General features: G+C 70.8%; 24 protein-coding genes and 2 pseudogenes. 13 read left to right on the top strand and 13 right to left on the bottom strand.

Going from position 1 to position 25,142, the window contains the following annotated elements; all coding sequences use genetic code 11:
• Positions 1–62: 62 nt before the first annotated feature.
• Entirely contained in the window at positions 63–644 is a 582-nt protein-coding gene (locus OG504_RS12905) for a hypothetical protein (protein WP_405989945.1), read from the bottom strand.
• 136 nt (positions 645–780) lie between these two features.
• Here OG504_RS12905 and OG504_RS12900 point away from each other — a divergent pair.
• Positions 781–1,646 (top strand): annotated as a pseudogene (locus OG504_RS12900) (galactose oxidase-like domain-containing protein); the annotation flags it as partial.
• Positions 1,647–1,679: 33 nt separating this feature from the next.
• Here OG504_RS12900 and OG504_RS12895 read toward each other — a convergent pair.
• A complete protein-coding gene (locus OG504_RS12895; protein WP_405989944.1) occupies positions 1,680–2,738 on the bottom strand; it encodes a PucR family transcriptional regulator in 1,059 nt (352 codons plus the stop codon).
• Between the two features lie 238 nt (positions 2,739–2,976).
• On the opposite strand from OG504_RS12895, the gene OG504_RS12890 reads away from it, so the two are divergent.
• Positions 2,977–3,381 (top strand): hypothetical protein, encoded by a 405-nt coding sequence (locus tag OG504_RS12890; RefSeq protein ID WP_405989943.1) that lies wholly within the window; start codon positions 2,977–2,979, stop codon positions 3,379–3,381.
• 347 nt (positions 3,382–3,728) lie between these two features.
• Positions 3,729–4,193, top strand: coding sequence for a CBS domain-containing protein (locus tag OG504_RS12885; protein WP_405989942.1), 465 nt, complete (start codon positions 3,729–3,731; stop codon positions 4,191–4,193).
• A 9-nt stretch (positions 4,194–4,202) separates the two neighbouring features.
• On the opposite strand, the gene OG504_RS12880 is transcribed toward OG504_RS12885, so the two are convergent.
• A complete protein-coding gene (locus OG504_RS12880) occupies positions 4,203–4,616 on the bottom strand; it encodes an STAS domain-containing protein (RefSeq protein WP_405989941.1) in 414 nt (137 codons plus the stop codon).
• Between the two features lie 298 nt (positions 4,617–4,914).
• Between OG504_RS12880 and OG504_RS12875 the strand changes: the two genes are divergently transcribed.
• The 4 genes from OG504_RS12875 to OG504_RS12860 are packed head-to-tail and all read left to right on the top strand — an operon-like array spanning position 4,915 to position 9,247.
• The gene (locus OG504_RS12875; protein WP_405989940.1) at positions 4,915–6,168 is read left to right on the top strand and encodes a cation:proton antiporter; all 1,254 of its coding nucleotides are present in this window, start codon (positions 4,915–4,917) and stop codon (positions 6,166–6,168) included.
• Positions 6,165–7,463 carry an SLC13 family permease gene (locus tag OG504_RS12870; protein WP_405989939.1) on the top strand — a complete coding sequence of 433 codons (1,299 nt, stop codon included), beginning with the start codon at positions 6,165–6,167 and terminating at the stop codon, positions 7,461–7,463. Before OG504_RS12875 ends, OG504_RS12870 begins: the two co-directional genes overlap by 4 nt.
• Before the next feature lie 60 nt (positions 7,464–7,523).
• On the top strand, positions 7,524–8,009 hold the full coding sequence (locus OG504_RS12865; protein ID WP_405989938.1) for a cation:proton antiporter regulatory subunit: 486 nt from the start codon (positions 7,524–7,526) through the stop codon (positions 8,007–8,009).
• 5 nt (positions 8,010–8,014) lie between these two features.
• Positions 8,015–9,247, top strand: coding sequence for a cation:proton antiporter (locus OG504_RS12860; RefSeq protein ID WP_405989937.1), 1,233 nt, complete (start codon positions 8,015–8,017; stop codon positions 9,245–9,247).
• A gap of 275 nt (positions 9,248–9,522) precedes the next feature.
• Here the strand turns inward: OG504_RS12860 and OG504_RS12855 are convergent, their stop codons facing one another.
• A complete protein-coding gene (locus OG504_RS12855) occupies positions 9,523–10,212 on the bottom strand; it encodes an ANTAR domain-containing protein (RefSeq protein WP_405989936.1) in 690 nt (229 codons plus the stop codon).
• A gap of 413 nt (positions 10,213–10,625) precedes the next feature.
• On the opposite strand from OG504_RS12855, the gene OG504_RS12850 reads away from it, so the two are divergent.
• Positions 10,626–11,378, top strand: a complete 753-nt coding sequence (locus OG504_RS12850) for a DUF4118 domain-containing protein (protein ID WP_405989935.1) — start codon at positions 10,626–10,628, stop codon at positions 11,376–11,378.
• Between the two features lie 314 nt (positions 11,379–11,692).
• On the opposite strand, the gene OG504_RS12845 is transcribed toward OG504_RS12850, so the two are convergent.
• A complete protein-coding gene (locus OG504_RS12845) occupies positions 11,693–13,111 on the bottom strand; it encodes a hypothetical protein (protein WP_405989934.1) in 1,419 nt (472 codons plus the stop codon).
• Between the two features lie 113 nt (positions 13,112–13,224).
• Here OG504_RS12845 and OG504_RS12840 point away from each other — a divergent pair, with 113 nt between their 5' ends.
• Entirely contained in the window at positions 13,225–14,460 is a 1,236-nt protein-coding gene (locus OG504_RS12840; RefSeq protein WP_405989933.1) for a molybdopterin-dependent oxidoreductase, read from the top strand.
• 322 nt (positions 14,461–14,782) lie between these two features.
• Here the strand turns inward: OG504_RS12840 and OG504_RS12835 are convergent, their stop codons facing one another.
• The 3 genes from OG504_RS12835 to OG504_RS12825 are packed head-to-tail and all read right to left on the bottom strand — an operon-like array spanning position 14,783 to position 17,048.
• The gene (locus OG504_RS12835; protein WP_405996320.1) at positions 14,783–15,619 is read right to left on the bottom strand and encodes a class I SAM-dependent methyltransferase; all 837 of its coding nucleotides are present in this window, start codon (positions 15,617–15,619) and stop codon (positions 14,783–14,785) included.
• A gap of 56 nt (positions 15,620–15,675) precedes the next feature.
• Complete coding sequence (locus tag OG504_RS12830; protein WP_405989932.1) at positions 15,676–16,293, bottom strand: DUF2064 domain-containing protein; 618 nt, start codon at positions 16,291–16,293, stop codon at positions 15,676–15,678.
• A complete protein-coding gene (locus OG504_RS12825; RefSeq protein ID WP_405989931.1) occupies positions 16,290–17,048 on the bottom strand; it encodes a glycosyltransferase family 2 protein in 759 nt (252 codons plus the stop codon). Before OG504_RS12825 ends, OG504_RS12830 begins: the two co-directional genes overlap by 4 nt.
• Before the next feature lie 104 nt (positions 17,049–17,152).
• Between OG504_RS12825 and OG504_RS12820 the strand changes: the two genes are divergently transcribed.
• Both OG504_RS12820 and OG504_RS12815 read left to right on the top strand, forming a co-directional pair.
• Positions 17,153–17,908 carry a response regulator transcription factor gene (locus OG504_RS12820; protein ID WP_405989930.1) on the top strand — a complete coding sequence of 252 codons (756 nt, stop codon included), beginning with the start codon at positions 17,153–17,155 and terminating at the stop codon, positions 17,906–17,908.
• 2 nt (positions 17,909–17,910) lie between these two features.
• Complete coding sequence (locus tag OG504_RS12815) at positions 17,911–19,023, top strand: sensor histidine kinase (protein ID WP_405989929.1); 1,113 nt, start codon at positions 17,911–17,913, stop codon at positions 19,021–19,023.
• A gap of 23 nt (positions 19,024–19,046) precedes the next feature.
• Here OG504_RS12815 and OG504_RS12810 read toward each other — a convergent pair whose 3' ends face one another.
• The 4 genes and pseudogenes from OG504_RS12810 to OG504_RS12795 all read right to left on the bottom strand — a co-directional run bounded on the left by OG504_RS12810 (position 19,047) and on the right by OG504_RS12795 (position 21,542).
• Positions 19,047–20,045, bottom strand: a complete 999-nt coding sequence (locus OG504_RS12810) for an NAD-dependent epimerase/dehydratase family protein (RefSeq protein WP_405989928.1) — start codon at positions 20,043–20,045, stop codon at positions 19,047–19,049.
• 144 nt (positions 20,046–20,189) lie between these two features.
• Positions 20,190–20,312: a hypothetical protein gene (locus tag OG504_RS12805; RefSeq protein ID WP_405989927.1), complete on the bottom strand. Its 123-nt coding sequence runs from the start codon at positions 20,310–20,312 to the stop codon at positions 20,190–20,192.
• Positions 20,313–20,647: 335 nt separating this feature from the next.
• Positions 20,648–20,854, bottom strand: a pseudogene (locus OG504_RS12800) (restriction endonuclease); the annotation flags it as partial.
• Between the two features lie 52 nt (positions 20,855–20,906).
• A complete protein-coding gene (locus OG504_RS12795; RefSeq protein WP_405989926.1) occupies positions 20,907–21,542 on the bottom strand; it encodes a LuxR C-terminal-related transcriptional regulator in 636 nt (211 codons plus the stop codon).
• Positions 21,543–21,767: 225 nt separating this feature from the next.
• Here OG504_RS12795 and OG504_RS12790 point away from each other — a divergent pair, with 225 nt between their 5' ends.
• Together OG504_RS12790 and OG504_RS12785 are read left to right on the top strand one after the other, a co-directional pair.
• Positions 21,768–23,132, top strand: a complete 1,365-nt coding sequence (locus OG504_RS12790; protein ID WP_405989925.1) for an NAD(P)/FAD-dependent oxidoreductase — start codon at positions 21,768–21,770, stop codon at positions 23,130–23,132.
• Between the two features lie 31 nt (positions 23,133–23,163).
• A complete protein-coding gene (locus tag OG504_RS12785) occupies positions 23,164–23,460 on the top strand; it encodes a WhiB family transcriptional regulator (RefSeq protein ID WP_366099736.1) in 297 nt (98 codons plus the stop codon).
• Positions 23,461–23,634: 174 nt separating this feature from the next.
• Here the strand turns inward: OG504_RS12785 and OG504_RS12780 are convergent, their stop codons facing one another.
• On the bottom strand, positions 23,635–25,101 hold the full coding sequence (locus OG504_RS12780) for an aldehyde dehydrogenase family protein (RefSeq protein WP_405989924.1): 1,467 nt from the start codon (positions 25,099–25,101) through the stop codon (positions 23,635–23,637).
• Between the last annotated feature and the right edge of the window lie 41 nt (positions 25,102–25,142).

Raw genomic sequence — 25,142 nt, 5'->3', positions numbered from 1 at the left:
GCCCAACGGGCTCCACCCAAGTGGCGTTGAAGAGCTGAGGAGTTGAGGGGTTCTGCGTTGCGTCATCCGGTCCTCCCGCCTCGGCGGGTGTCGACGCGCATCCATTCCTCCTCCCATTCCCTCAGACGTCGCCGCTCCAGCCCGGCGCGGGCGAGCTGAGCGCTGCCGAACACAACACCGGCCGTGCCCGCCGCGGCCAGCGCGCCCGTCCAGTCCGCCTGGAACTCCGCGTCCCCGGGTGTGAGCGGCTTCGACACGAGTTGCCCCTGCCGGTCGGTCCAGATCGTGACCAGGGTGCCCTTCGGCGTGCTGGGACGTACCTCCGTACGGCCGGTGTGCGATGAACCGTCTGGAGCGGTCCAGCGCACACCGGCCCATACGCGGCTGTCGTCCACGGCCTGTGCCGACGTGCTGCCGTCTGCCTTCTCGGTCAGGACCGCCGTGATCGGGCGGCGTTCCGTTCGCTGCTGGTCGAGCCCTCGTTTCACCGCGTCCGCTGTCGTCAGCCCCGCGAGGAGGCTCCCGGCCAGCGCGATCAGCCACGCCGCGAGCACGATCCAGGCTTCGACGAGGTCACTGCCGCGCCTGAGTGGACTCCGGCGCCAGCGCCAGGTCCAGAGCCTGCCGACTCGGGTTCCTGCCATGGTCGACACCCCCTCGTGCGTACCGCCGCTCCCGCCCCCGTTTCCCATCCCAGTGTCCTCCCGCGGACGTCCTGGAGCACTTCACGTCTGGGGTGGGCGGTGTGCCAATGCTCCGGCGATCGCATCTGTCACCTGCTTCCAGGGCATCCGTCAGGTGTACGAGTTCAACCCGTACACCGAGAAGTTCACCAAGGTCGCCCCGATGAACGAGGCGCGCTGGTACCCGACCCTGACCCGGCTCGCCGCCGGGCGGGTGCCGGCCCTGTCCGGCAGGAGTAGTTCATGGTGGTCGGTGGAGGCGGCATCGGTGAGTCCACGAAGTCGTCGCACAAGACCCGGATCACCGACCTAACGGCGATCAGCCCGCACTTCGTGGACGGGCCCGAGCTGGAGAAGGGCATCCGCTACCCGGAGCTGTTGGTCCTTCCGGACGACACCGTCCTGATCACCGGCGGTTCCCAGGACTACGGGGACCCGTCCTCGCAGAACTTCCTCCAGGCCCGCATCTACGACGCGAAGACCGGCACGATGCGCCGGGTCGCCGACCCCGAGGTGGGCCGCAACTACCCATCCGGATCGATCCTGCCGTCCGAAGGACGGGTGATCACGTTCGGCGGCGACTCGCTCTTCGCCGACAAGGTCAAGACCAGGCCGGGGGTCTTCGAGCAGCGGCTGGAGATCTACACGCCGCCCTACCTCTACCGGGATGCGCGGCCGTCACTCACGAGCGGGCCGAGCACCGTCAAGCTCGGCGCAAACGCCACCTTCACCAAGTACGCGTCGGTGATCAAGACGGCGCGGCTAATCCACCCCAGCTCCACCACCCACGTCACCGGCGTCGAACAGCGCTCCATCGCCCTCGCCCTGAAGAAGACCAAGGACGGCACGGGAATCCAGGTCACCGTTCCCGACAACCGCAACCGCGTCCCGGCCAGCTGGTACATGCTCTTCGTGGCCGACGACCAGGCCACGCCGGCCAAGGCACTGGGGGTGCGGGTGCCGCGAGAACGCCGGTGCCGCCTGCCCGAATCGCCCTCAGAGCTCCTGAGCGGGCCAGTCCAGCAGACGGGCGCCGATCACCGCGGTCTGGAGCATGTAGCGGTGGGCGGGGTCGGCTGGGTCGGCACCGGTGAGCTTGTGGATGCGTTCCAGGCGGTATGTCAGGGCGCGCACGCTCAGCGTCAGGCGGCGGGCGGCCTCGGCGGCCACACAGCCGGAATCGAAGTAGGTGGTGAGGGTGCCGAGGAGCGGCTCGGCGCCGCCGCGGGCCGTGGTGAGTGGTCCGAGGGTGTCGAGGACGAGGTCGGCCATCGCCTGCCGGTCGCGGGTCAGCACAGGGTAGACGAGCAGGTCGGCGGCGCGCAGCACCGGCCCTTCGAGGCCGAGACGCTCGGCCAGGTCGAGGGCGTTCAGTGCCTCCTCGTACGACTGCACGATCCCGCCGGCGCCTGGCTGTGGACGCCCGACGGCGACGCGACAGCCGTCGGTGGCGGCGTACACCTGCTTGGCGAAGTGGGCGAGGACCTCGTCCTGGTGGCCGGGGGCGACACACAGCAGGCGGCCGTCCTTGGTGGTGAGCAGGATGCTGCGGTCGCCGAAGCGGGCCATGAGCGCGCGCTCCACCTGCCGGGGCACATGGTCGCCCTCGTCGTAGGCGGCCGGGCCCTGTGCGACGGCCACCGCATGGGCGTGGGACAGACGCAGGCCGAAGCGCTCGGCACGTTCGGCGAGGCGGCCCAGGTCGCTGCGGCCGTAGAGGAGGTCGTCGATGAACTCCCGCCGGGCCGCCTCCTCCTGTCGTACGGCGAGTCGCTGGGCGCGTTCGTAGCCCTCGGCGAAGGCGTCTATCGCCTGCTCCACGGCGGCGAGTGCGATGTCGGTCGAGCCGGAGGCGCGGGGCCAGGCGAGGCGAGCAGCGACCAGGTGTGCGCTGACGAGGTCGCGCAGCCCGTGGCCGGCGTCGGCGGCCTGTTCCCCCAGGGTGCGCCGGGACTCGATCTCCTCCCGGGTGAGGCGCCGGCCGGTGGCCGAGACCCCGGTGAGGATCTCGGCGTAGCCGTCCAGGTAGTGGTCGGGAATCCTTCGGTTCGTCATGTGGCCCCCGCGATCTTGACGCATCGGTGATGGTTTCTTAGCGGCTCACCGGCATGCAGACCCTAGTGAATGCTGCCGGGAACCGGCAATGCGGGGGCGGGGCTCGGCCGTGCAGCATGGCGTGCGGGGAGCACTGCGGATGGTTCCGGTGCCGGACACCGGCAGACGGTGCCGGGCCGAAACCCGGAGGGGAGCGGTGCCCCGTCGGAGTACGAGGCGAGCGGGGGAGGGGCCGGCGATGCGGATCTTCGTGGAAGCCGCCACGGGCCTGCCCATGATCCTGTGCACCGCCGCCCTGCTGGTGGCCGTGTGCTTCTGGCTGCTTCTCGCCGTCGGACTCGTGGCCCTGGACAGTTTCGACGCGGACGCCGATCTGGACGCCTCGGGCATGGGCGGAGTGCCGGTGGCGGTCGCGGTCACTCTGCTCACGGTGCTCGCGTGGGTCCTCGGCGTCGGTGCGACCGCTCTCCTGGCCGTCCTCGCGCCGCCGTGGGCGATCGGCTGGGGGCTGCGTCTGGTGGTGGCAGTCGGTGCGCCGCTCGTTGCCTGGCGGCTGACCCGCCGGTGCGTGCGGCGGCTGAGCCGTCATTTCCCTGACGAACGCGGGCTGTCCCGGCCGACTGCGCACCACGACGCCGCTTGAGCCAGAGCCCACCTGCACCGGGGCCACGTCCTCATGCCTCGCACGTCAACTCTCCTCATGCCTAAGGACGTATGCCGTGAACGCCACTGACCTGGACGCCTGGGATGCAGCGGGATGGGAGGAGCGGTGATGGCCTACTACCTCGCGCCGCTTGCCGCCGCCCTGGTGATTGTGGCGTTCGGTACGGCCGTGCTGGTTCGCGGGGACCGACGGCGGATGCGGGCTAGTCCGCAGGACGTACGTCCTGAGCCGTCGGTTGTATCGTGCTCGTACGACCAGCCTGCCGTTGCGGTGTACGACCGGACAGGCCGGCAGTCGGTGCATCGAGCGTGAGACAGGAGCCGAGCGTGCGCGCGCGTGACCTGGCGGTGGAGTACGAAACGGTCGGCCTTGACAGCGACGCTCTGGACGCCGCGCGGCTGATGGCCGAACAGCGGCTCCCCGCGCTGCTGGTGGTCGACGAACGGGGAGCGCCGAAGGCGATCCTGCCCGCCTCCCAGATGGTCAAGATCCTGGTGCCGGCCTATGTCGTCGAGGACCCGACCCTCGCGGCGGTGGTCGACGAGCGCCATGCCGACCGGCTGTGCGAGGCGCTCGCGGGCCGCAAGGTGCGCGACTGCCTGTCGAAGAGCACGCCACGGCCCGCCGTCGCCGCGCCGGACGACACCGCGCTGGAGGTCGCCGCTCAGATGGCGCAGGTGCGCAGCCCGCTGGTGGCCGTCGTGGAGAAGAACGGGGCGAGCGTGCGTCTGCTCGGCGTGATCACCGCTTCCCATCTGCTGGAACGGCTGCTCGCCGCCGCTTCCTGCTGACTTCCGGGGTCAGAGCTCGTCCCGGTCCGAATCGGTACGGATGTCGATGAGGCGAGCCAGGCCCAATTGGGTGAGCGTGGTCCGGGCGCGGGCACTCGCGTGCGTCACGGTCACCAGGGTGCCGTGTGGGCGTGGCGCCCGCAGTGCCCGGAAGAACGCCGAGCCCCCGTCGTTGCTGAGGTAGGTCACCCGGCCGAGATCGACTTCGAGGACACCGGGACGGGCATCGAGGGCCTCCCGCAGACGTTCGCCGACCTTCTTCGCGTTGCGTGAGGTGATTTCCCCCGCGAGGCGTAGAACGACGTGGTCCCCGTCGGAGATCACGCTGACGGTCGGGTGCCGCAGGGCGTTCCGTAGGCGGTGTCCGACCTCCCGGAGACGATGGTGCTCGTGAGGTCCGTGACCTGCGGGGGAGTGCGGCATGCGGGGCTCCGAGGGCAGAGGAGGACCGATCGCCGACCAGATTTCCCGGCACACCTGATCGTCAGCCTAGGCGTACGTTCCGTGGGCAGCCACGCGGGTGGACGGTGTCCGACACGAAGGGGGGCACCGTCCGGCGCGGCTTGCTCCTTGCCGGAAACCGGCAAGACCGTGCATCCCGCGGTGCCTGGCAACGGCCTGTTAAAGACGCGTCAAGAACCGGTAAGGTTTCCAGCGGTGTGCCGGGAAGCCTGGTCGGCGAGCAGGGGATCGCTCTCTCTTCCGATCGGGGGTACTCGGCATGGTGCTGGTGGCGGTGTTCGGTGTCGCGTTGCTGGTGGCGGTGCTGTTGTCGGGCCTGGCGGCCCGCACGGTGTTGTCCACGTCCTTCCTCTTCCTGGCCGGGGGCGCGCTTGTCAGCGACGGTTTTCTCGGCCTGATCCACATCACCCCCGACAGTCAGATCGTCTCCGTGACGGCGGATCTTGCCCTGTTCGCGGTGCTGTTCACCGACGGCATGCACGTCTCGCTGCCGAAGCTGCGCGCCCACTGGAGGAACCCGGCGCGGGCCCTCGGGCTGGGCATGCCCCTCGCCTTCGTCTTCATGGCACTGGTCACCCACTTCCTGGTGGGCCTGGACTGGACGACATCGTTCCTGGTGGGCGCCGTGCTGGCGCCGACCGACCCGGTGTTCGCCTCGGCGATCGTCGGGCGCACCGAAGTCCCTGCCAAGCTGCGGCAGTTGCTGAACGTGGAAAGCGGCGTCAACGACGGACTCGCCCTCCCCGTCGTCCTGCTCCTGATCGCCGCCGCCGGTCCCACCGCGGGCAGCGCCGAGGCGTCACCCGGGAAGATCGCGGTCGAGCTGCTGCTCGGCCTGACCTTCGGTGTCGTACTGCCCCTGCTGGTCAATGTGTTGGTGCGGTTCCGGCTGCTGGGCGCGGAGGCGAAACTCCAGCCGCTGCTGCCGCTGGCGAGCGGCATCACCCTGTACGCGGCCTGCCACCTCACCCACGCCAACCCCTACCTGGCGGCGTTCTCCGCGGGCGCGGTCCTCGCCCACGTCTCACCGGAGGCGAAGACGTCCTTCGAACCGCTCGGCGAGGCCCTCGCGGAACTGGCGAAGTTCGCGGCGCTTCTCGTGTTCGGCGCGCTCCTGACTCCGAAGCTGTTCGGTGCCCTGTCGCTCGGCGGGTACGCGGCGGTGGTCCTGGCGATCTTCCTGATCCGCCCGTCCTCGCTGCTGCTGTCCCTGCTCGGCACGGGCATCTCCCGGCGGGAGAAGCTGGTGGCGGCCTGGTTCGGCCCGAAGGGCTTCGCCTCGGTCGTCTACGGCCTGCTGGTCCTGCAGTCCGGAATCCCGCAGGCGGAGCAGGCGTTCACGCTGGTCGCGGTGTGCATCGCCTTCTCGATCGTCGCCCACAGCTCCACGGACGTGCCCATCGCCCGAGCCTTCGACGTCGAGGACCTGGCAGGCATCCCGGACGGAAGTGGCGACACGGACGCCCCCACAAGCACCTCACCACAAGCACTCTCGGCAACCGGAGGACCGTGAACGACTGGCACAGCTGGGCGGCGATTGTCGTATTCGTCGGCGCGTACGCCCTGATCATCAGCGAGAAGATCCACCGCGTCGCTGTCGCCCTGGGCGGCGCGGGCCTGATGCTGGCGATCGGGGCGACCGACGACGTCTCGGCGTTCTACTCCGAGGACTCCGGCATCGACTGGAACGTCATCTTCCTGCTCATGGGCATGATGATGATCGTCGGCGTGCTGAAGAAGACCGGCATGTTCGAGTACTTGGCCATCTGGTCCGTGAAGAAGGCCCGCGCCCAACCCTTCCGGGTGATGGCCATGCTCGTCGTCATCACGGCGGTAGCCTCCGCTCTGCTCGACAACGTGACCACGGTGCTGCTGATCGCCCCGGTGACGCTGCTGGTCTGCGAACGCCTCGCCCTGCCCGCGGCCCCGTTCCTGATCGCCGAAGTGTTCGCCTCGAACATCGGCGGCACCGCGACCCTGGTCGGCGACCCGCCCAACATCATCATCGCCAGCCGGGCCGGGATCACCTTCAACGACTTCCTGGTCCACCTCGCCCCGCTGTCCGCGGTCCTGGTGGTGGTCCTCGTCCTGTTGTGCCGGGTGATGTTCCGCAAGACCTTCGTCTACGACGAGGACCGCGCCGCCGAGATCATGGCCCTGGAGGAGCGCGAGGCCATCAAGGACCCGCGGCTGCTGGTCCAGGGCCTGATCGTCCTGGCCCTGGTGGTCGCCGGCTTCGTGCTGCACCCAGTACTGCACTACGAGCCCAGCATCGTCGCGCTCCTCGGCGCCGGGCTGCTCGTCGCCGTCTCCACGGCCGAGACGAGCGAGGTCCTGTCCGAGGTCGAGTGGCCCACGCTCGCTTTCTTCGCGGGCCTGTTCATCATGATCGGCGGACTGATCGACACCGGTGTGATCGACGAGGTCTCCAAGGCGCTCGCCGACGCGATCGGCACGAACGAACTCGGCGGCTCCCTGACCATGCTGGGTGCCTCCGCGGTCCTGTCCGGGGTGGTCGACAACATCCCGTACGTCGCCACCATGGCGCCCATCACCAGTGACCTGGTCCACAACATGGGCGGCGCCGGCGACCACGTCATGTGGTGGGCCCTCGCCCTCGGCGCGGACCTGGGCGGCAACGCCACCGCCATCGGCGCCTCCGCGAACGTCGTCGTCCTCGGTATCGCCGAACGCAACCGACAGCCCATCACCTTCTGGCAGTTCACCAAGTACGGCCTGATCGTCACCGCCGTCACCGTGGCCATCTCGCTCGGCTATGTGTGGCTGCGCTACTTCGCACTGGCCTGAACAGGACCACCGCACCGACATCGGACAGAGATGACAGAGACAGAGGACAGGGAGACACACATGGGTACTCCACGCGTGAGCAGTACGCCGTTGCCAGGGATCGGTGTCCGCTACGACCTGACGACGCGTGAGCGGCGCCGTGTGTCGGTGGTCGCGCACCGGGACGGCGAGCGCACGCTGAACGCATACCGTGCGGACGATCCTGACGCCTGCGCCCTGTCGGTACGGCTGACCGCGGGGGAGACGACGGCGCTCATCGACGCCCTGCTGCCCTCGCACCACAGCCCGAACCTGCTGTCCACCACCGAACTCGGACTGGTCGCGGAGCGCGTCCAGTTGTCGGCGCTCTCGTACTGGAACGGCCGGGTGCTGGGCGAGACCCGGATGCGCACCGAGACCGGCGTCTCGATCGTGGCCGTACTGCGCCGGGCCGAGGCCGTCCCGTCTCCCACGCCGGACTTCCGGCTGGCCGGCGGGGACACCCTGATCGTGATCGGCACGCGCGAGGGCGTCGAGGCGGCCGCGGCGATACTCGGGCGGGAGTGACCGCGATGCATTCGTCCGCGAGGTTCCTGATCGAGTTCGGCGCGATCATCCTGGCCCTGGGACTGCTGGGCCGGTTCGCCGCGCGCTTCCAGTTCTCCCCGATACCGCTCTATCTGCTGGCCGGGCTGGCCTTCGGCGAGGGTGGGCTGCTCCCGTTGGGCACGAGCGAGGAGTTCGTCGCCATCGGCGCCGAGATCGGTGTCGTCCTGCTGCTGTTGATGCTCGGCCTGGAGTACTCGGCCAGCGATCTCGTCTCCAACCTCAAGACCCAGTACACCGCCGGTCTCGTCGACGCCGCCCTCAACGCGCTGCCCGGTGCCGCCATGGCGCTGCTGCTCGGCTGGGGACCGGTCGCCGCGGTGGTGCTGGCCGGGGTCACCTGGATCTCCTCGTCGGGTGTCATCGCCAAGGTCCTCGGCGACCTGGGCCGCCTCGGCAACCGCGAGACCCCCGTCATCCTCAGCGTCCTGGTCCTGGAAGACCTCTCCATGGCCGTCTACCTGCCGATCATCACCGCCCTGCTGGCCGGCACGGGCCTCGCGGCGGGCAGCCTCACCCTGGCCGTCGCCCTCGGCGCCGCGGCACTGGTCCTGCTCGTCGCGGTCCGCTACGGCCGCCACATCTCCCGCTTCGTCTCCAGCGACGACCCGGAGAAGCTGCTGCTGGTCGTCCTGGGCCTGACCCTGCTGGTCGCCGGCCTCGCCCAGCAGCTCCAAGTCTCGGCCGCCGTGGGCGCGTTCCTGGTCGGCATCGCCCTGTCCGGAGAGGCCGCGGAGGGCGCGCACAACCTGCTCTCCCCGCTGCGGGACCTGTTCGCCGCCGTGTTCTTCGTCTTTTTCGGCCTGCACACCGACCCGGCGAGCATCCCGCCCGTCCTGCTGCCCGCGCTGGCCCTGGCGGTCGTCACCGCCGGCACGAAGATCGCCACGGGGTACTGGGCCGCCCGACGCGCGGGGATCTCGGCGAAGGGCCGCTGGCGGGCGGGCGGCACGCTGGTCGCCCGGGGCGAGTTCTCCATCGTCATCGCCGGACTCGCCGTCACCTCCGGCATCGAACCCTCCCTCGGCCCCCTGGCCACGGCGTACGTCCTGATCCTGGTCATCGTCGGCCCGCTCACCGCCCGCTACACCGAGCCCCTGGCCACCCGCCTGACCGGGCGCCGGCACAAGCCCGCACCTGCGGCTGACACGGCAGGCGAACTGGAGAGCGTGGCTGAAGAGCCGCACGAGGTGGCCTAGGCTCGTCGACGGTTCAGCCCCTTTGGTACCCCGGCCGGGGCCCGGACCATCATCCGGAGCGATGAGCACGGCGGCCCGGCCGGACAGCCGTTGTCCTGTGTCGCAGCCTTCCACGCAGTGACGGTGGGTGGGCTGGTCGCGTTGGGCACCCTCAGGACAGTGTGAGGTTGGGCCGGATCGGGTCCGCGCGTGTTCTGCCCGGAAGCGCCTGGGGCAGAACTGATTCCATCGGGTCGAGAAGCCGACGCGCTCGACCGGACGCTGCCTACTGCCGGTCAGGCGCCGTCCAGGCTGAGCCGATGGTCCACCACGTCCTGGCAGACGTCGGTGACAGAGCGTCCGCTGCTGTAGGCGAAGGTGCGCAGTCGAAGCAGAGCCTGGGGTGCGGGAATATCGAGTTGGGCACTGACCACGCCGCTCGCCTGATGGATCAGGCGACGGCGCAGCAGCACCCTGCCCAGGGCTAGGTACGTCAGCTGTGCTTCGCCACTATTGAGGTATTGAGCGGTCAGCGCGGCAGCGAGTATTGAGGCGTTGTAGACCTGCCGCCCGGTCAAGGGACCAGGGGTTCGGCGCACAGCGGTCAGGACGCCGAGATGGACGGCGCCGATCGCCAGCGGGAAACAGAAGACAGCGCGGGCCTTCAGCCCCATGACCTCCGTCGTGAGTCCGGGCCAGCGGCCCGGGTGGACCTGGGCCCAGTCGGGCACCGATTCCATCCTCCCGGTGCGCACGGTGTCGGGTCCTGGCCCCTGCCCGAGAGTGAACTGCAGGTCCTCGAATTGGCGCGTCGTCTCATCGGTACACCACAGAAGTTCGATGTCGACGCCGCCGGAGATCAGGGAGACCGCCAGGCCCTCCATCTCCAGGGCGTCGGTGCACGCCACGGTGACTTCGGGGACCTCGTCGAACGGGTCATGGAGTTGGAGCAGACGCAGGGCCTTGCCCAGGCGGTTGCCGGTCATCGGGCGCCCCCGCGCGGCTGAGGCATCGGAGCAGGGCTGACGTGAGCGGTTCCCCCACGTCCAGCCAGGCGCGCCACCCACGAGGCAGGAGGAAGCGCCCGCGTGCGGACAAGATGCCTGTCTGGTTCCAGTCTCGAATACATCGTCCGCTCCCTGTGGATCCGCACGCTGCGACAGCGATGGCCACGCCAAGGTCTGGGACGTCCCACCCAGCCTAGGCCACACCCGGCCCGTCACTTACGAGGCCACCTGACGGGCGCGCTGTCAGGAATGCATCAAGACCGCTGCCTTCCCGGTAGTCGGGCGAGGGCGGCAGCGGGATGCTGACCTTGCCGACGCCGTACCGCGTCGATCGCTGTGTGGGCGGCCTCTTGGACAAGGGGCTGTCCCGCGCTCTCGTGAGGTGGTGGAGCATGCGGATGCCTCTGCGTGACCGGATCGCCCTGGCGGTTGCCCTGCCCGCTCCGCTCGTCGTCGCCCTCGCCCTGGTGCCTTTCCGTACGCACATGACGTCCGCGAACCTCGCGCTGATCCTGGTCGTGATCATCGTGGCGGTCGCCGCCCTCGGCAGCCGGGCCGCCGGCGTGCTGGCCGCGCTCTCGGCGGCGGCATGGTTCGACTTCTTCCTCACCCGCCCCTACCAGCGGTTCACCATCTCCCACGGTGACGACATCACCACCACGCTCCTGCTACTGGCGGTGGGCGTGGCCGTCTCCCAACTGGCCGCCCACGCCCGCACCCTGAAGCTGGTCACCGTCACCGACGCGGCCCATCTGGCGCGGATCCACGAGACGGCGAGCATGGTCCAGGCGGGAGCCTCGCCGTATGCCGTGGTGGACCAGGTACGACAGCAGCTCGTCGAGATCCTGGGGCTGCGTGGCTGCCGCTTCGAACACGGGATGCTGCTGGGCAGGCACCCCCGTCTGGAACAGGACGGCATGCTGACCGCCGCCGCCCGTGCCCACTGGGACCTGGACAAGGACGGCTGGCCCGGTGAGGAGATCGAACTGCGTGCCTCGGTCGGAGGCCGTTACCTCGGCCGGTTCATGATGCGGCCGGAGCCCGGTACGCCACCGCCGCCGCTGCAGGCGCGTCTCGTGGCCGTGAGCCTGGCCGACCGTGTCGGCGCCGCGCTGGACACCGCGGGACCGGTGCTCGACCGCTGACCATCTCCGCGGCCCGGCCGCCGGCAGGGCACGTCCGACGCGGGCCCGATGTCACCACCCGGGTGCTTCGTCCTGGATCCTTCGGGCAACGTTCGCGTCGTGCTGCGGCGTGACGATCACGAACCGGGAAGCCGGTGACTCGGCTGCGGCGGTGTCAGCGGCGGCGGGCCGGCTCACAGATGCTCGGGACTGCTCGACTCCGAGGGCCAGGATGCCTGGCAGGGGCAGTCGGCTGAGTCGCCGGTGACGAGGATGCCGTGATGGAGCGCGGCGCGGGACTTCTCCGCAACCTCCCGAGCTTGCCCGGTTCAGTGTTACCAGCCCGTCAGCAGCAGGTGGTTGATGAGCAGGGCCAGCACGGCCTGTGCGGCGAGCCAGGCGCGGGGCCGGGGAAGGAACGCGCAGGCGGGGAGCAGCCACATCGCGAACGGCAGCCAGATGCGTTCCGTCTCCGCCTTGCTCATGCCGGAGAGATCGGCGACGAGGAGGGCGAGCAGAGCGGCGAACACGAGCAGGGAGAGGCGGTGTTCGGGTGCGGCGGTACGGAGACCGCTCCGGAGGTCCCGGAGTTCGGGACGTGCGGAAGCGGTGCCCGCGCGTCGCAGCCCCGCCGCTGTCGCCGGGCCGACGAGCAGCGCGGTGCAGGCCAGGTTCGCCCACACCCAGTAGCTGTACGGCCGGGTCCCGCCGACGCCTTCGTAGTAGCGGGTGATCAACAGGTGGTACGCCTCCCACCAGTTGAAGCCCAGCAGCGTGAACACCAGTGGTACGACGGTAAGTCCGGCGACGACGTACGGGAGAGGGGCGAGCCGCCGGTGCCCGAGCAGCAGTGCGGCGCCCGCGATCACTGCGAACAGCGTCAAGCCGTAGGAGAGATACGCGGTGAGGCCGAAGAGGAGACCGGCGGCGAGGCCGGCCGTGCGTGGCCGGTGTCCGGTGACCGCGAGGGCGAGGAACGCGACGGACCAGGCGGCGACCGCCGCGAAGTAGCCGTCGGCCGAGGTGCCCATCCAGACGGCGGCCGGGGCCAGGACCATGAACGGCGCGGCACGGCGGGCGAGTTGCTCACCGGCGAGCACGCGCACGGTGACGAGGACCGCGGTGGCGGCGGTCGCCCCGACGGTGATGCACCAGACGCCCGCCCAGGCTCCGCCGCCGAGGCCGATCCGGTCGAGGAGGACGAAGGTGACGGTGGCCGCCGGGGGATGCCCGGCGATGTGCGCGGGCCAGGGGGCGGGGGAGTGGCTGAGGATGTGGTGGGTGAAGTCGCGCAGGGTGGCGGGGATGTCGTGGAAGCGGTCGATGACCGTGAGGTATTCGTTCGTGGTCGTCAGCCGACTGGCGATGCCGCGCTGCCAGCCGTCGACCAGGGCCAGGGAGAACGTCCAGGCCATTGCGGTGCCCCAGGCGGTGAGCAGCAGCGCTCGCCAGGGCAGTCGGGCGGCGAGGCCGGGACCGTAGGCGACGACGGCGACCGCGACGGCGAGCGCCGCCGGGGTGCCGGGGCCGACGTGCGGCTCCCACTGGGCGAAGACGGGGGGCCAGGCGACGAAGAGCGAATGGTCACGGCGCTGGATGGCGGTGCCGACCAGGACGGCGACCAGGACGAGCAGGGCTGCGGCGAGGGCGGCGGCCAGGTCGCGGACGAGGTCGCGTCGGCGGTCGCCCGGAACGTCACGGGGACGGTCGTCGGGACGGGTACGGGGACGGTCGCGGAGAAGATCGCGGTTCACACCGACACGCTAGGCCGGGGTGTGCCCGCTGGAGCCGCCGCCGGAGTGGACGTCAGGGTTTCGTCATGGTTTGCGAACCCGTTCGGGGGGTGTCCTCGGCCTACGGTCGGGTCATGCCACGTTCCCCCTCCTCACCCGCGTTCTGGCGCAGCCCGTTGCGCGGGCCCTGGTTCACCTCCGTGCTGGGTGTCGTGCTGCTCGTCGGGATCACCGTGCTGTTCGTGACGGGTCTGGTGTCGTACGCCGCCTACAACCCGGACCTGTCGCCGGTGAACGACCAGACCCCGGACAAGGGCCTGCTCGGCTTCTATCTCTTCTCCTGGCCGACGCACCCGTCCTGGCTGTACCGCCTCACGCAGGGCGTCCATGTCACCCTTGGCATCGCGCTGATCCCCGTGCTGCTCGCCAAGCTGTGGTCGGTCGTGCCGAAGCTGTTCGCCCTGCCGCCCGCCCGCTCCCTCGCCCATGCCCTGGAACGGCTCTCGCTGCTGCTCCTCGTGGGCGGCGGCCTGTTCGAGTTCACCACAGGCGTCCTCAACGTCCAGCTGGACTACATCTTTCCCGGCTCCTTCTACCCCCTGCACTTCTACGGCGCCTGGGTCTTCTTCGCCGCCTTCCTCGCGCACGCCGTCCTGAAGACACCCCTGGCCCTGCGCAACCTGCGCCACCTCCGGGACGAACCCTCCGTCGAGGAAAGGGAGTTGGTGTCCCCGAACCCCGCCGAACCCACCGTCTCACGGCGTGGTGCCCTGGGTGTGGTGGGCGGCGGTTCGTTGCTCCTGCTCGGCACGACGGCGGGCCGCAGCTTCGACGGGCCGCTGCGGGAGACGGCGGTCCTCGCACCGCACGGCGGGCCCGAACCGGGCGGCGGTCCAGGCGGGTTCCAGATCAACAAGACGGCCGCCTACGCGGGCATCATCCCGACGGAGACCGGAGAGGAAGCGTGGCGGCTGGTCGTGACCGGGCGCGAGGGCCGCAGCGTACGGCTCGCCCGCCCCCAGCTCCTCCAACTGGCGCTCCACAGCTCGGCGTTGCCCATCGCCTGCGTGGAGGGCTGGTCGACATCGGACCAGTGGTGGCGGGGTGTACGACTGCGGGATCTGGCCGCGCTTGTCGGACACGACGATCCCGTCGACGTCCTCGTGGAGTCGCTGCAACGCCACGGGGCGTTCCGGCGCGCGGCCCTGCGTGCCAACCAGGTCCGCGATCCGCGGTCCCTGCTCGCCCTGTTCGTCAACGGCGAGGACCTCACCCCCGACCACGGCTACCCGGCGCGCGTCATCGTCCCCGCGGCGCCCGGCGTGCTCAACACCAAATGGGTGGCCCGGATGACGTTCGGAGATCTGTGATGCGCATTCCGTTCAGGCGGCCGTCCCTGGGCAGCCCGCTGCAGATCCTTCTCCTCGCCTGCTCGTTCGCGCTCGCCGGGTATGCGGGGGTGCGGCTGTTCGCGGACGACTGGTTCGGGGTGGCGCTGTGGTTCGTGGGCGCGGCGCTGGTGCACGATCTGGTGCTGGTGCCGTTGTACGCGGGGGCGGACCGGGCCCTGGCGGGAGCGCTGGGTGCGGTCGGCCGCCGGACGTGGACGGCGTACGTCCGGGTCCCGGCCATGCTGTCCGGCCTTCTGCTGCTGGTGTGGTTCCCGTTGATCAGCGGGCAGGTGGCGGACCACTACCGGTCGGCCACCGGCCTGTCCGGCGACGGGTTCCTGTCCCGCTGGCTGCTGGTCACGGCGGTGCTGTTCGGGGGCTCGGCCGCGCTGCTCGTCCTGCGGTTGCGCAGGGCGAGGAAGGAGCGGCCGTCGGCCGTCCACTGACCGTCCGGGCGCCACCCCGCCCGGCGGGCGTGGCGCAGCAGGGCAGGGGTGCCCAGGCGGGCCCACGGGAAGTCCGTGCCGGAGGCGCCACGCCCGTCGGCGACGTGCACCTGTACGCGCTCGTCGACGTCGACCGGCGCGGTCTCGGCGATCAACAGCCCGTCCCAGGTGAGGAGTTGGGACATCCGGAGCAGCAGGGCGTGCGGGTTGCCACCGATGCCGACGTTGCCGTCGATGAGAAGGGCGGATTCCCAGCGGCCCTCGCCCGGGACGGGCTCGAAGACGGACCGGCGCAGCGCCTGCCCGCCCAGCCGTACGGTGTGCGCGACGGCGGCCTCGCTGACGTCGATACCCAGCGCTCGCCTCCCCTGCGCGGCGAGCGCCGCCACCAGCCGCCCGGGCCCGCAGCCCACGTCGAGCACGGCCCCCTCGCACCGCCCCAGCACCTCCCGGTCCGCCGCGTCGGCCTCGGCGCACCACCGTTCGACCTCCAGGGGCAGCAGCCAGCCGTCGCTGCGGCGGAGGTAGAGGGGACCGCGACCGGTGCGCAGCGCATCGGTGTACGGATCGGCTGACCAGGGGCGTGCCGTGACGTCGAGCGACGCGGAGGACAGCCGACCGGCGGCCGGCGCCGACCACTCGCCGAGGTCGCCCTTCGGGTGACTCGCGAGGCTCGGCGGGGGGTGGTTCATGAGGGCGGTTGCCGGACTCCCCTTCGCCGTCGGCTGCTCCGTCTCGTGTCCGGCGTTCACCGGGCAACTGCCGTTTGCAGCCTGGCCAGTTCGCGGGCGAACCGCCCCTCCGGTGCCACGGCGGCGACGAGTTCGGCGTCGTACGCCGTGTCGACGTCGCGCAGACTCGGCAGGTCACGGACGCGCAGTCCCGCGGTGGTCAGCCGGGCGCGCTGAACGGCGCCGGTGGTGGGCGTCGACATCGGTACACCACGCAGGAGTTCGGGGTCGGGGTCGGCGAGGCCCAGGGCCCAGAAGCCGCCGTCCTCGGCCGGCCCGAAGTACGCGTCGCAGTCGGCGAAGTCGACGGTGAGGAGGTCGGGTGTCACCTGCGGGGTGTCCATGCCGATGAGCAGCGCGGGCCCGTCGCAGCCGGCGAAGGCGGCGGCCAGCCGCTCGTCTAGCCCGCCGCCGCACTGCGGTACGACATCGAAGCCCGGCGGCAGCCAGGGACCGGGTGTTCCGGCGAGCACCAGCACCCGTCGCCGCGCGGGCGTCGCCAGCACCACGTGCAGGGTGTCGACGAGCGACGCCTCGGCGAGCGCGGCGGCCTCCTCGGGCGTGAACGGCGGAGTCAGCCGGGTCTTCACCCGTCCCGGCAGCGGTTCCTTGGCGATGACGAGAAGGGTGGTCACAGGGAGTTCGCTCCTTGCAGTGCGGAGAAGGAGCCGGTGGCCGACACGCCTGCGGGCGCCGGGGGTTCGGCAAGGACACGGCGCATGTCCCGCACCGCCTGCCAGGTTCCGCGCCAGGTCCCGGTGACCTTGGAGGCGCCGGTGCGCGGCAGATACGGCACGTCGTGCTCGGCGACGCGCAGACCGGCGTCCGCGGCGCGGACGACCATCTGGAGCGGGTAGCCGCTGCGACGGTCCGTCAGGCCGAGGGCGAGCAGATCCGCGCGGCGGGCGGCACGGAGCGGGCCGAGGTCGTGCAGGCGCAGTCCGGTGCGGCGGCGCAGCATCCCGGCGAGCGCGAGATTGCCCACCCGGGCGTGCGCGGGCCAGGCTCCTCGCCCCTGCGGCCGGCGCCGCCCGAGCACCAGGTCGGCCTCGCCGTCCCGTACCTCGCGCACGAAGGGCACCAGCAGGGACGGGTCGAGCGAGGCGTCGCAGTCGCAGAAACACACGATGTCCGCGGTGGCGGCCAGCAGCCCGGCGTGGCAGGCGGCACCGAAACCGCGCCGCTCCTCGCGCACGACGGTGGCGCCGAGGCTCCGGGCCAGTTCCGCCGAACCGTCCGTGGATCCGTTGTCCACGACGAGCGCACGCCAGCCGGCCGGGATGCGGGCCAGGACCCAGGGCAGGGCCTCGGCCTCGTTCAGACAGGGGAGGACCACGTCGACAGGCGCCGTGTCCGGTTCCGTTGCGGGGGAGGTCGTCACGGCTTTCACCCTACGGGCGAGAATCGGGCATATCGGGCTTCGGGTCCTTACGAAACGCGGACGTCGAGGCGCGAAATCGGGTGGCGAGCGCGGCCGGTGGGACGCTGGACGACATGCAGCAGCCGTACGCATCCCCAGCCGCCGTACCCGTCCTGAGCAGGCCCCGGGACACGATGCGCGTCCTCGTCGTGGACGACGACCCGACCGTCGCCGAGGTCGTCTCCGGGTATCTCGACCGTGCCGGATACGTCGTGGACCGCGCCGAGGACGGGCCGGAGGCTCTCGCCCGGGCCGCCGCACACTGGCCCGACCTGGTGGTGCTCGACCTCATGCTGCCGGGTATCGACGGCCTTGAAGTATGCCGCCGGCTACGCGGCCGCGGGCCCGTGCCGGTCATCATGCTCACCGCGCGCGACGACGAGGACGACCGGATCCTGGGCCTGGAGGTCGGCGCCGACGACTACGTCACCAAGCCCTTCAGCCCCCGTGAACTGGTCCTGCGCGTCGAGTCGGTGCTACGGCGCACTCGGCCCGCAACCGCCTCACACACCCTGCGATCGGCCGGACTCACCGCCGACTCAGCCGGCCGCCGCGCCACCAAGAATGGAGCCGAACTCGCCCTCACAGTAAGGGAGTTCGACCTCCTCACCTTCTTCTTGCGCCACCCCGGGCGGGTGTTCAGCCGGGAGGACCTCATGCGGGAGGTGTGGGGGTGGGACTTCGGTGATCTGTCGACCGTCACCGTGCATGTGCGGCGGCTGCGCGCCAAGGTCGAGGACGATCCCGGGCGGCCCCGGCTCATCCAGACGGTGTGGGGCGTCGGATACCGCTTCGAGTCCACCGGCACGGTCGGCACCGGGGAGGGCTGATCATGCGCGACATGCTGCTCATAGCCCTGTTCGCCCTCCTCGGGGCCGCCGCGGCCGGGGTACTGGGTGTGGGTGCGCTGTGGTTGCTGCGCCGGCGTTCGCTCACCACCTCCGTCGCCGTGGTCGCGGCCGTTGCGGTGACCGCGATGCTCGCCGGCACGTTGGCCGTGGCCCAGGCGATGTTCCTCTCCTCGCACGACCTGACCGTCGTCACCACCGTCGTCGCCATGGCGGCCGTGGTCTCCCTGGCCACGGCCCTGCTGCTCGGCCGCTGGGTCGTCGCCCGCAGCCGTGAACTCGCCCTCGCCGCACGTGACTTCGGCGACGACGGCGACTTCTTCGCCCCGGACCGTCCGACCACCGCCGAACTGGCCGACCTGAGCCGGGAGTTGGCCGCGACCAGCGCCAAGCTCGCCGAATCCCGCAACCGTGAACGCGCGTTGGAGTCGTCGCGCCGTGAACTCGTCGCCTGGATCTCCCACGACCTGCGCACCCCGCTGGCCGGTCTCCGCGCGATGTCCGAGGCCCTGGAGGACGGCGTCGCCGCCGACCCCGCCCGCTACCTCCGCCAGATCCGCACCGAGGTCGAACGCCTCAACGGCATGGTCGGCGACCTCTTCGAACTCTCCCGCATACACGCCGGGACGCTCACTCTCTCCCCATCGCGGATGTCCCTGTACGACCTGATCGGCGACGCCCTCGCGGGAGCCGATCCGCTCGCCCGGGAGCACGGTGTACGGCTGGTCGGCGACTGGATCGAGCCGGTGCCGGTCGAGGTGGACGGCAAGGAGATGAGCCGGGTACTGGGGAACCTGCTGGTCAACGCGATCCGGCGGACACCGGCCGACGGCACGGTCGCCGTCGCCGCCGAGCGGTCCGCCGAGGGTGTCGTCCTGTCCGTGACCGACGGCTGCGGCGGTATCCCGGAGGAGGATCTGCCGCGCGTCTTCGACACCGGGTGGCGCGGCACGCACGCGCGGACCCCGCCGGCCGGGGCCGGGCTGGGGCTCGCGATCGTGCGCGGCATCGTCGAGGCGCACCAGGGGCGGGCCGCCGTACGGAACGTGTCGGGTGGCTGCCGCTTCGAGGTGACCCTGCCCATGACCGAGGCGTGAACGCCGCAGGCGTCCTCGGCCGGCTACTGCTCCCCGCGCAGCTTCGACGTCGCGAACTCGCGCATCCCCTCCGCGAATTCCACCTCGGCCTTCCACCCCAGCTCGGCCCGTAGCCGGGACGAGTCCGCCGTGATGTGACGGACGTCGCCGAGCCGGTACTCCCCGGTCACCACGGGCTCGGGCCCGCCGTACGCGGCGGCCAGCGCCCGCGCCATCTCGCCCACCGTGTGCGGGTCCCCGCTGCCGGTGTTGTACGCGGTCAGTGCCCCCTCCCCGGGCTCGGACTCCAGCGCCGCCACGTTGGCCGCCGCCACATCCCGTACGTGCACGAAGTCCCGCCGCTGGCCGCCGTCTTCGAAGACGCGGGGCGATTCACCACGGGCGAGCGCGGAGCGGAAGAAGGAGGCGACCCCCGCGTACGGGGTGTCGCGCGGCATCCGCGGGCCGTACACGTTGTGGTAGCGCAGCGACACCGCCGAACCACCCGTCGACCGCGCCCACGCCGCCGCCAGATGCTCCTGGGCCAGCTTGGTCGTCGCGTACACGTTCCGGGGGTCGACCGGAGCGTCCTCGCCCACCAGCCCCGGCGCCAACTCCGCACCGCAGTCCGGACACCGGGGCTCGAAACGCCCCGCGTCCAGATCGGCCACGGCCCGAGGCCCCGGCCGCACCGGTCCGTGCCGCTCACAGGCGTACGAGCCCTCGCCGTAGACGACCATCGACCCGGCCAGCACCAGCCGGCGCACCCCCGCGTCGGCCATGGCGGACAGCAGCACCGCCGTACCGAGGTCGTTGTGCGAGACATAGTCGGCCGCGTCGCCGAACCCCGTCCCCAGCCCCACCATCGCCGCCTGATGACACACGGCGTCCACGCCCGGCAGCACGGACGCGACCGCCTGGGGACTGCGCACGTCGTGGCCGTCGCGCAGATCGAACACGACCGCCTCGTGCCCCCGCGCGGTCAGTGCCTCGACGACATGGGACCCGATGAACCCGGCACCGCCGGTGACCAGTACTCGCATACGCCCGACGCTAGGACCGCGACCCCGCCGCTCGGCAGCACCACGCCCGTTATGTCACCGGTCCGTAAGACCTGCTCATAGCCTCGGCATCGCTGCCCGAGGCGGGATGGTCCGTCGCCGGGCACGGGTGCGGTCCGGTTCAGCTCACTTGGGTGGCAGGCTCGCGGCGAAGGCGTGCCCCTCGTCGATCCACCGGCCGAGCGCCTCGTCCTCGGCCAAAACAGAGGAGTCGACCAGGATCCAGCCGCGCATCGGGCGGCCCGTCATGTCGAAGACGCGGGTGGCGAGAGAGCGCCGCTTGGACCAGTGCCTTGAGGCGGTGGAAATGAACGCGATCAGGCCAGGTGCGACCAGTGCACGCCATAGGTCCGAGTTGCCTCCGTCCCCTTGACGCGGGCGGTCATCGCAAGAGATCAGGTGCTTAGAAGGCGCCTGTCGGGGCCATGCCTGTCATACCTCTGACCTGCCCTTACGTGTTGCCCTGAGCGGGCGCCAGTGAATCTTCCGCCGTTTTCGGGAAGAGGTGCCTCTGGCTGCGACTGCTGCTGGCTGCACAGCTGACTTACGGATTTGGAACCGACGCTGGCCGATCACGCGCGCGGAGGGCAAGCGGGCGACGTCTTGTTGGGCGGCCCGTACTCGGTCAGCAGGCGTTGTAGGTCCTCCTCCACCGCGCTGTACCGCAGCTCGCTGTCGGCGTTCTCCTGGAACCGGCCGAGGGCGTACAGGAGAAGGAGCGGCTTGTGTGGCGCGCGTGTTCCGTTTCACGTCCACTGCCTCAGTTTCGTGGTGCGCTCCAGGCAGTCCATGGCCGGTGATCGTAGCGACGGTTCGGACCTCGGTGGGCTGTCCGCGTCACCGCTACGCGGCCCGGGCGGCCCATGTGCGATGGCCCAGGCTCAGGCGGGTGCAGGACCGGTGGATCACGTGCTGGACCTTCCGCTCGGGGCAGTTCAGGGCCAGGGCGATGTCCTCGGAGCTGAGCCCGTCGGCGAGCAGCCGCAGCATCTCGGCCTCGCCCGCGTCCAGGGCGAGGCCGGACAGGCCCGACGTGGACCGGTTGCGCAGTGCGCGCAGGTCGGCTCGTAGCGCTCGGACCATCGACTCGGGTGGATCGAGAGGGGTTCGGCCGTCACGCGTACGCAGCAGGGCGAGGACGATGCGGTCGAGCCCGGCGCGTGAACGTGGCAGTACGCAAACCAGTCCGTGGTCGACCGCCCGCAGCAGTTGCCGCTCGGTTCCGAACCGCTCGGCGACGAGGACCACCTGCGGCCCGCTTCCTCGCGGCGGACGGTCCGCGTCGTGCATCACCTTGAGCGTCTGTTCGCCGAGTTCGTGAGCCATTATCAGCATCGCCTCCGCCCGGGCCGCCTGCTCCTGGCCGAGCACCCGCAGGCGAGGCTGGGCCCGCAGAGCAGTCGCGACGGGGGCTGCGGCCATCTCCCCGGAGGAGGTGACGGCAACTGTCATCGGAGGTGTTCCGCGTCCAGGTCTCATGGCCTGTCTCCTTCGCCTTTGTCGGACGCGCCGACTTCGAACCGAAGGTAGGTGTGGTGAGGGCGGTGTGACTTCAGTCAGCCGACTGTCCCGGAGGGACGTGACCGTGGCCCGTCAGCCGCCCTCATCCGCCCGTCAGTCGTCCGACTGAAGTCAGGGCCGCCGTCGGCGGATCACGATGGTGACGAATCGGACCAGCCCCTATCGGCCTGGGAGGACGACATCGTGACTCGGCCCCGCATCCTGATCGTCGGCGGTGGCTTCGCGGGTATCGCCTGCGCGCGCCGCCTGGAAAGGCTTCTCAAACCCGGAGAAGCAGAGCTCGCCCTGGTGGCGCCGCTCGGCTACGAGCTCTATCTGCCTCTGCTGCCACAGGTGGCGGCGGGCGTGCTGACCCCGCAGTCGATCGCCGTCTCGCTGCGCAGAGTGCTCCGCCGCACCCGGATCGTGCCCGGTGCCGCGCTCGGTGTCGACCCCGTGGCCAAGGTGTGCGTGGTGCGGCTGATCACCGACGAGGTGGTGCGGGAGCGCTACGACCTCGTGGTGCTGGCCAGCGGCAGCGTGACCCGCTCGTTCGACATCCCGGGTGTGCCCGAGCACGCCCACGGCATGAAGAACCTCGCGGAGGCGGTCGCCATGCGCGACCACGTCATCTCCCAACTCGACCTGGCCGACGCCACCGATGACCCGCTTGAGCGGGCGGCCCGGTTGCGCTTCGTCGTCGTGGGCGGTGGCTACGCCGGTACCGAGGCCGCCGCCTATCTGCAACGGCTCACCCTCGCCGCCGCACGCCGCTACCCGGCGCTGCGCCCGGAGCTGATCGAGTGGCACCTCGTCGACGTCGCTCCGCGGCTGATGCCGGAGCTGGGCGAGAAACTCGGCGACAAGGCGCTGAAGTTGCTGCGACGCCGCGGGATCGAGGTCGCCCTCGGGGTGAGTGTCGCCTCGGCCGGGCCCGGCGAAGTCGTCCTCACCGACGGGCGGCGGATGCCCACTCACACCCTGTTGTGGACCGCGGGGATCGCGCCGAGCCCGTTGATCGCCTCCATGGAGGCGCAGACCGTACGCGGACGGCTCGCCGTCACAACTGAGCTGACCGTGCCGGGACTTGACGGAGTGTTCGCCGTCGGTGACGCCGCCGCCGTGCCCGACCTGGTCACCGGCGGGGACGCGATCTGCCCGCCCACCGCGCAGCACGCGCTGCGCCAGGGCAGGACAGCGGGTACCAACGTCGCCGCGCGGGTACGCGGACAGCGGCTGCGTCCGTACCGGCACCGCGATCTGGGCCTGGTCGTGGACCTGGGCGGCTTCGGGTCGGTGTCCCGGCCGCTCGGGATCCCGCTCAGCGGGTTCGCCGCGCAGGTGGTGGCGCGCGGCTACCACCTCCTGGCGCTGCCCACGCTCGTGGCCAGGACCCGGGTCGTGACCAACTGGGTTCTGCACGCGGTCGCGGGCGACGACTTCGTCCGTACGGGATTCCTCGCCCGCCGGCCGACCACGATCCGCGACATGGAGGGGACCGGGGGCTATCTGACTCCGGACGAGGTCCGTGCCGTCTCCGCGACCCCGCACCCGGCCCCAGGGCCGTGACCGCCGAGTCCGGAAGGAAGGAGCATGCAGCGTGATTCCTCGATACCGCCCGCTCGTCGACCACTGGGACTGGCAGCGCTACGCCCTCTGCCGGGGCATGGACACCTCGCTCTTCTTCTCGCCCGCGGGTGAGCGGGGCCGGGCGAGACAGGTCCGGGAGGAGAAGGCGCGGGCCATCTGCGCGGCCTGCGCCGTCAGGGAGATCTGTGCCCGTACGGCCCTCAACAGCGGAGAGCAATACGGATTCTGGGGAGGGCTGACCGAGGGGGAGCGCGAGGCGATCCGGCTCCGGCTCCACCGTCGGAACTTACCGCCGCGAGCCGCTTGATGCGTCGCCTGACGGATCGCCTGACGGCGTCGAAGTGCCGGCCGGAAACCCCGAACCCCGGGGTTTCCGGCCGGCACTTCGACGCCGGGGTGAGGGGCTCTTTCAGAACATCGATCCACCTCAGAACGCTCATGGACCTCAGAACGCTCATGGACCTCAGAACGCTCATGGACCTCAGAACACCAGCGGACGCGGCTTGTGCTGGATGCTGATCCAGTGGTGTGTGGTGAAGTCGTCGGCGACCCACCTGCCGCCGAAGCGGCCGATGCCGGATGCCTTCTCGCCCCCGAAGGCGGCGTGGACGTCGTCGTGGACGGTCGTGTCGTTGATGTGGGTCATTCCTGCCTCCACCCGCTGGGCGAAGCGCAGGCCGCGTTCCACGTCCCGGGTGAAGACGCCGCTGGAGAGGCCGTACTGGGTGTCGTTGGCGATCCGTAGCGCGTGCTCCTCGCCGTCGGCGCGGACGAGGGTGGCGACCGGGCCGAAGACCTCCTCGGCGGCCGTGGTCACGTGGTTGTCGCCGAGCAGTACGTGGGGTGCCAGGACGCGGCCGGCCGGGCCGGTCGGTTCGCCGGAGAGCAGCAGTTTCGCTCCGTCGGCCACCGCGCGGGAGATCTTGTCCCGGATGCCGTTCAGTTGCTTGTCGTTGATGACGGGGCCGATCTGCGTGGCCGACGCACGGGGGTCGCCGGTGCGCAGCAGCCGGGTGAGTTCGACGAAGCGGTCCACGAACTCGTCGTAGACCGAGGTGTCGACGACGACCCGGTTCGTCGCCATGCAGATCTGGCCCTGGTGGTAGTAGCTGCCGAACACGGCGCATTCGGCGGCCCGTTGGAGGTCGGCGTCGTCCAGGACGACCAGTGGGCCGTTGCCGCCCAGCTCCAGTGCGAGCTTCTTCAGGCCCGCCTTGGCGGCGATGCCCCGGCCGACCGGGGTGGATCCGGTGAACGAGACGACTCGGGGGATCTCGTGCTGCACCAGGTGGTCGCCGATGTCCCGGCCCCGGCCGACGACGACGCTGAGCAGGCCCGGGGGCAGTCCCGCCTCCTCGTACACCTTGGCGAGCAGCAGGCCGCCGGTTACGGGCGAGTCCTCGGCCGGTTTGAGGACGACGGCGTTGCCCAGGGCCAGCGCCGGGGCGACGGATCGGTTGGACAGGTACATCGGGAAGTTCCACGGGCTGATGACGGTGACCACACCGGCGGGTTTGCGGTAGACCCGGTTCTCCTTGTCGGGGACGTCCGTGCCGACCGTGTCGACGACGTCCGCGGTGTGGCCCGCCCCGGCGGCGGTGACCGCGGCGGTGATGGCGATCTCCACGGCGGCCCGGGCGCGGGTGGCGCCCACCTCACGCGTCAGCCAGTCGCCGAGTTCGCCCGCTCGTCGCATGACGATGCCGGACGCCCGCTCGAAGACCGCCGCCCGCTGCTCCGGGGCGGTCCGCGCCCAGGCGTGCTGTGCCTCGCGTGCCGCACGGCAGGCGCGATCCACGTCCTCGGTACCGGCCAACGGGATTTCGGCGAGTACGGCGTCGTCGTAGGGGTTGGTGTCGGTGAGGACGGAACCGGAGCCGCCGGAGCGCCACTCGCCGGCCAGGGGCATCCGGTCGAATCCGGTGTAGGGGGTGGGAGTCTCGGGCATGGCCTTCCTCCTTGTAGAGGTCGTGCTGTGTTGCGAGGTGT

Origin of the sequence: Streptomyces sp. NBC_00986, from assembly GCF_045162565.1 — a bacterium.
Taxonomy (GTDB): Bacteria; Actinomycetota; Actinomycetes; order Streptomycetales; family Streptomycetaceae; genus Streptomyces.
This window is presented reverse-complemented; position numbering and strand designations above follow the sequence as displayed.